A 4,506-nucleotide genomic window follows, 5' to 3' on the forward strand; every position below is an offset into this window, starting at 1 on the left:
GCGGGTGCGGCGTGCCTTGATGCCCTGGCGGATCCACACTTCTTACTGCGCCAGCAGCTTGTCGAACCGTGCGTTTTCCTGGGCCTGCGCGTTGAGGCGTTCTTCGCGACGGCGCTCGTAGTTGGCCCAGTCGCCCGGCCAGCTGGTGACCTGGCCGCGGTCGATCTCGACGATGCGGGTGGCCAGCGCACGCAGGAAGCGGCGGTCATGGGTGACGAACACCACGCTGCCGTTCCAGTTCTTGAGGAACATTTCGAGCCAGTCGATGGCTTCGATGTCGAGGTGGTTGGTCGGYTCGTCCAGCAGCAGCAGGTCGGGGCTGGAGACCAGCGCGCGGCCGAGCAGCACGCGGCGCTTCATGCCGCCGGACAGGCGCGCAAACTCCGCGTCGCCATCGAGGTCGAGCTTGGTCAGGGTCTCGCTGACGCGCTGGTCCAAGCCCCAGCCGTTGGCGGCATCGATCTTGGCCTGGACGTTGCCCAGCGCTTCGCCATCGAACACGTCGGCGTGGCTGAGGTGATGGAATTCGGCGAGCCATTGGCCCAGTTCGCCCAGGCCATCGGCGACGACGTCGAACACGCTGCCAGCGGCGCCGTGCGGCACCTCCTGCTCCAGGCGAGTCACGCGCACGCCCTGCTGCACGCGCACTTCACCGTCATCGGGCTTGTGGTCGCCGGACAGCAGCTTGASCAGGGTCGATTTGCCGGCGCCGTTGCGGCCGATCAGGGCGATACGCTCGCCCGGCTCGATCGACAGTTCGGCTTTTTCCAGCAACAGCGGGCCGCCGACGCTGAAGTCGACGTTTTGCAGAGTAATCAAAGGCATCCGGCCATTGTAGCGGGTTGCGGGGCCTGGCCGGGCGGCGCCCGGCACCCGCAGAGGCAACGTCAACCGCCGAGGCAACAGCCAAAGCCGGCTTCCTGTGGGATGGCGGGGTGGGTCCGGTTGCGGGGGACGCTGCAAGTACGTCCATGTAAGCTCGGTCGCGCCATCCATGRCGCTCACGCCCCCGCAASCKGACCCACCCCGCCTTCGASAGTTTGCCGCTGCTGTTGGTGGGTGCCGACCGTTGGTCGGCACGGGGTCGGATCCCGTTGCTGCGCAATAGGCTCTGACCCCTACGTGGAATTCACGCTGTGGAAGATGGATCCCGGCTACTGCACTTCCCCCAACAACGCCTGCAACCCCGGCAACCATCGCTTGCCGGGGTGGCGTACCAGCCACAGCGTGCGGTGCAGGGCCGGCAATGGCGTTTCAAGGATGCGCAGGCGGCCGAGGGCCAAGGGTTCTTCCAGGGCGTGGCGCGAGAGGCAGGCCAGGCCGAGGCCGGCGATGGCGGCTTGCTTGATGGCTTCGGTATTGCCCAGCTGCAGGGTCTGGGCGAAGCCGCGCAGATGCGGCAGCAATGCCTGTTCGACAGCCTCGCGGGTGCCTGAGCCGGGTTCGCGCAACAGCCAGCGCGCTGCGCGCAGTTCATCCAGGGACCAGCGCGGGGGCGCATCCGCAGCCGCCACGATCACCAGCGGGTCCTGCTGCCAGGCGGTCACCTGCAGCCCGCGTTCGTGGCACGGGCCTTCGATCAGTCCTGCATCCACGTCCAGCCGTTGAACGGCCGCCACCACGCCTGCGCTGTTGTCGATGCGCAGATCGACCTCGGCCTGCGGTGCCTGCCGCAGCAGATCGGCGATACGCGGCGGCAGCAGGTAGTTGCCGATGGTGGTGCTGGCCGCCAACACCAGCCGCAGCGGCGCGCCTTGGGACGGGTCACCGCCCGCCGCCAATTGCCGCTCCAGATCGGCGGCATTGACCAACAGCGCGCGCGCCGGCTCCAGCAAGGCCCGGCCGTGGCCGTTCAACGCCAGGCGACGGCCGATGCGGTCGAACAGCGGCGTGCCGAAGTGCGCTTCCAGCTCCTGCAGGGCGGCGCTGCTGGCGGACTGGGAAAGCGCGATGGCCTGGCCTGCGGCGGTGGTGCTGCCCTGGTCAGCGATGGCAACGAAGACCTGCAGCTGGCGGAGCGTCAGGCGCATGGCCATTACCTGTGTTATGGGTAGTTTTCACCGATATTATTCGTTTTACGGGTCAATCGCATGGATGCAGGCTGTACGCCTCTCTCCCGCATCCCACCCGCCATGAACGCGCCTGCCCTGTCCCCCTGGTCCCTGCCCGCCCTGCGCCAGCGCTGGCAACTGCGCCTGCCCGGCCTGCTGCTGGTCGGCCTGGTGGCGGCGGCGTCGCTGTACCTGGCCGAGCTGCCCTGGCTGCAGGCGCATGGCCTGAGTGCGCTGACCGTCGCCATCGTCGCCGGCATCGTGGTCGGCAACACCTTGTACCCGCGACTGGCCCCCGCCAGCGCGGCGGGCGTGGGCTTCTCCAAGCATTGGCTGCTGCGTGCGGGCATCGTGCTGTACGGCCTGCGGCTGACCTTCCAGGACATCGGCCACGTCGGCGTCGCCGGCGTGCTGATGGACGTGCTGGTGGTGGCGAGCACCTTCGGCCTGGCGTGCTGGCTGGGTGTACGGGTGTTCAGGATGGAGCGCGAGGCCGCCATGCTGATCGGTGCCGGCAGCGCGATCTGCGGTGCGGCGGCGGTGATGGCCGCAGAGCCGGTGGTGCGCGGCCGTGCTGCGCAGGTGACGGTGGCGGTATCGACGGTGGTGGTGTTCGGCACGCTGGCCATGTTCCTGTACCCGGCGCTGTATGCGCTGGTGCAGTCGCACGGCTGGCTGGCGATGGACGCGCGGCAGTACGGCCTGTACACCGGCGCCACCGTGCATGAAGTGGCACAGGTGGTGGCTGCCGGACGTGCCGTGGGCGAGTCAGCCGCCGATACCGCGGTCATCACCAAGATGGTGCGGGTGATGCTGCTGGCACCGTTCCTGATCGTACTTTCCTTGTGGCTGGCCCGTGGTGGCAAGGCAGCGGCGGACGGTGGCAAGACCCGGATCGTGGTGCCGTGGTTCGCGTTCGGTTTCGTGGCGGTTGCCGGGCTCAACTCGCTGCATCTGCTGCCGGTGGGTGTGCAGGCCGGGCTGGTGCAGCTGGATACCGTGCTGCTGGCCATGGCGATGGCCGCGCTGGGCCTGACCACCCATGTGTCTGCGCTGCGCCAGGCCGGGTTGAAGCCGCTGCTGCTGGCATCGATCCTGTTCGCCTGGTTGCTGCTGGGTGGCCTGGCGATCCACCAGGGTGTGCTGGCGGTGCTGGGCTGAGGGCAACGTGGATCGTTAGACTTGAGGCATGCCAGTCTCCCCCGCCCTGCTGCAGATCCCGCTGCGCCTGCTGGATGATCGATATGGGCGGGGCAATGTCGATGAAGCCGAAGACACGCTGGTCGAGATCGTTCAAGCGGTGATGGGCGTGCAGGCGACCTGTTCGTTCGACGTCGACACGCGGCACGCCAACCCGTGGTTCCACCAGCTGCTGCTGGAGCCCCGGGTCGCTGGAAAACCGGCCACCCCGGAGCAGTTGCAGGCGATGGCTGCGCGGCTGGTGGTCATCGGGCTGGGTTGAGGGAACGTTCGGCCAAGGTGCCGACCAAGGTCGCCCGCTACCGGGCGCCCCCACAATCGTGAACGACGGCGGGACCGGGCGCGCGCGCAGGTACAATGCGCCATGACTGATTTCTCGACCCTGCCGCTGAGCCCGGCCCTGCAGCCCGGCCTGGATGCCCTCGGCTACACCACCCTCACGCCGATCCAGGCGCAGAGCCTGCCCGCCATCCTTGATGGCCGCGATGTGATCGCCCAGGCCCCGACCGGCAGCGGCAAGACCGCCGCCTTCGGTCTTGGCCTGCTGCAGTCCATCGACCCCAGCCTGATCCGCGTACAGGCGCTGGTGCTGTGCCCCACCCGCGAGCTGGCCGACCAGGTGGCCAAGCAGATCCGCAAGCTGGCCACCGGCATCCCCAACCTGAAGCTGTTGCTGCTGACCGGCGGCACGCCGCTGGGCCCGCAGCTGGCGTCGCTGGAAAGCCACGACCCGCACGTGGTGGTCGGCACGCCCGGCCGCGTGCAGGAACTGGCGCGCAAGCGCGCACTGAATCTGGGCGCCGTGCGCACCCTGGTGCTGGATGAAGCCGACCGCATGCTCGATATGGGCTTCGAGGAACCCATCCGTGAGATCGCCGGCCGTACCCACCGCGATCGCCAGAGCCTGCTGTTCTCGGCCACCTTCCCCGACACCATCCGCGCCATGGCCCGCGACCTGCTGCGCGATGCCGTGGAAGTGACCGTGGAAGGCGCCGACCAGGCCCCGGCCATCCGCCACCTGTTCTGCGAAGTCGAACCGGCACACCGGCAGAAGGCACTGGCCGGCCTGCTGCTGAAGTACACGCCCGAATCGGCCGTGGTGTTCTGCAACACCCGCAAGGACGTGGACGAAGTGGCCAACTCGCTGCAGCAGTTCGGCTTCTCCGCGCTCGCCCTGCATGGCGACATGGAACAGCGCGACCGCGAGGAAGTGCTGCTGCGCCTGGCCAACCGCAGCTGCAACGTGCTGGTTGCC

At 68.4% G+C, this 4,506-nt stretch carries 4 protein-coding genes and 1 pseudogene; 3 read left to right on the forward strand and 2 right to left on the reverse strand.

The genetic code is table 11. The features are described from left to right. Positions 1-45: 45 nt before the first annotated feature. Positions 46-825, reverse strand: a pseudogene (locus tag AC1VAN_RS12615) (ABC-F family ATP-binding cassette domain-containing protein); the annotation flags it as partial. Between the two features lie 329 nt (positions 826-1,154). Further along, positions 1,155-2,030, reverse strand: a complete 876-nt coding sequence (locus AC1VAN_RS12620) for a LysR family transcriptional regulator (protein WP_442252377.1) — start codon at positions 2,028-2,030, stop codon at positions 1,155-1,157. A gap of 102 nt (positions 2,031-2,132) precedes the next feature. Between AC1VAN_RS12620 and AC1VAN_RS12625 the strand changes: the two genes are divergently transcribed. The 3 genes from AC1VAN_RS12625 to AC1VAN_RS12635 all read left to right on the forward strand — a co-directional run. Further along, positions 2,133-3,212 (forward strand): YeiH family protein, encoded by a 1,080-nt coding sequence (locus tag AC1VAN_RS12625; RefSeq protein ID WP_478013636.1) that lies wholly within the window; start codon positions 2,133-2,135, stop codon positions 3,210-3,212. A gap of 28 nt (positions 3,213-3,240) precedes the next feature. Further along, the gene (locus AC1VAN_RS12630) at positions 3,241-3,513 is read left to right on the forward strand and encodes a hypothetical protein (protein ID WP_025875070.1); all 273 of its coding nucleotides are present in this window, start codon (positions 3,241-3,243) and stop codon (positions 3,511-3,513) included. 102 nt (positions 3,514-3,615) lie between these two features. Beyond that, positions 3,616-4,506: DEAD/DEAH box helicase (locus AC1VAN_RS12635; protein ID WP_480985907.1), on the forward strand; the 891-nt coding region annotated here is incomplete at its 3' end.

The organism is Stenotrophomonas sp. 05L44_2 (genome assembly GCF_056665995.1).

Excerpts from the sequence above, each read along its gene's own strand:
- AC1VAN_RS12620 (WP_442252377.1), bottom strand. The coding sequence starts at position 2,030 with ATGCGCCTGACGCTCCGCCAGCTGCAGGTCTTCGTTGCCATCGCTGAC.
- AC1VAN_RS12625 (WP_478013636.1), top strand. The coding sequence starts at position 2,133 with ATGAACGCGCCTGCCCTGTCCCCCTGGTCCCTGCCCGCCCTGCGCCAG.
- AC1VAN_RS12630 (WP_025875070.1), top strand. The coding sequence starts at position 3,241 with ATGCCAGTCTCCCCCGCCCTGCTGCAGATCCCGCTGCGCCTGCTGGAT.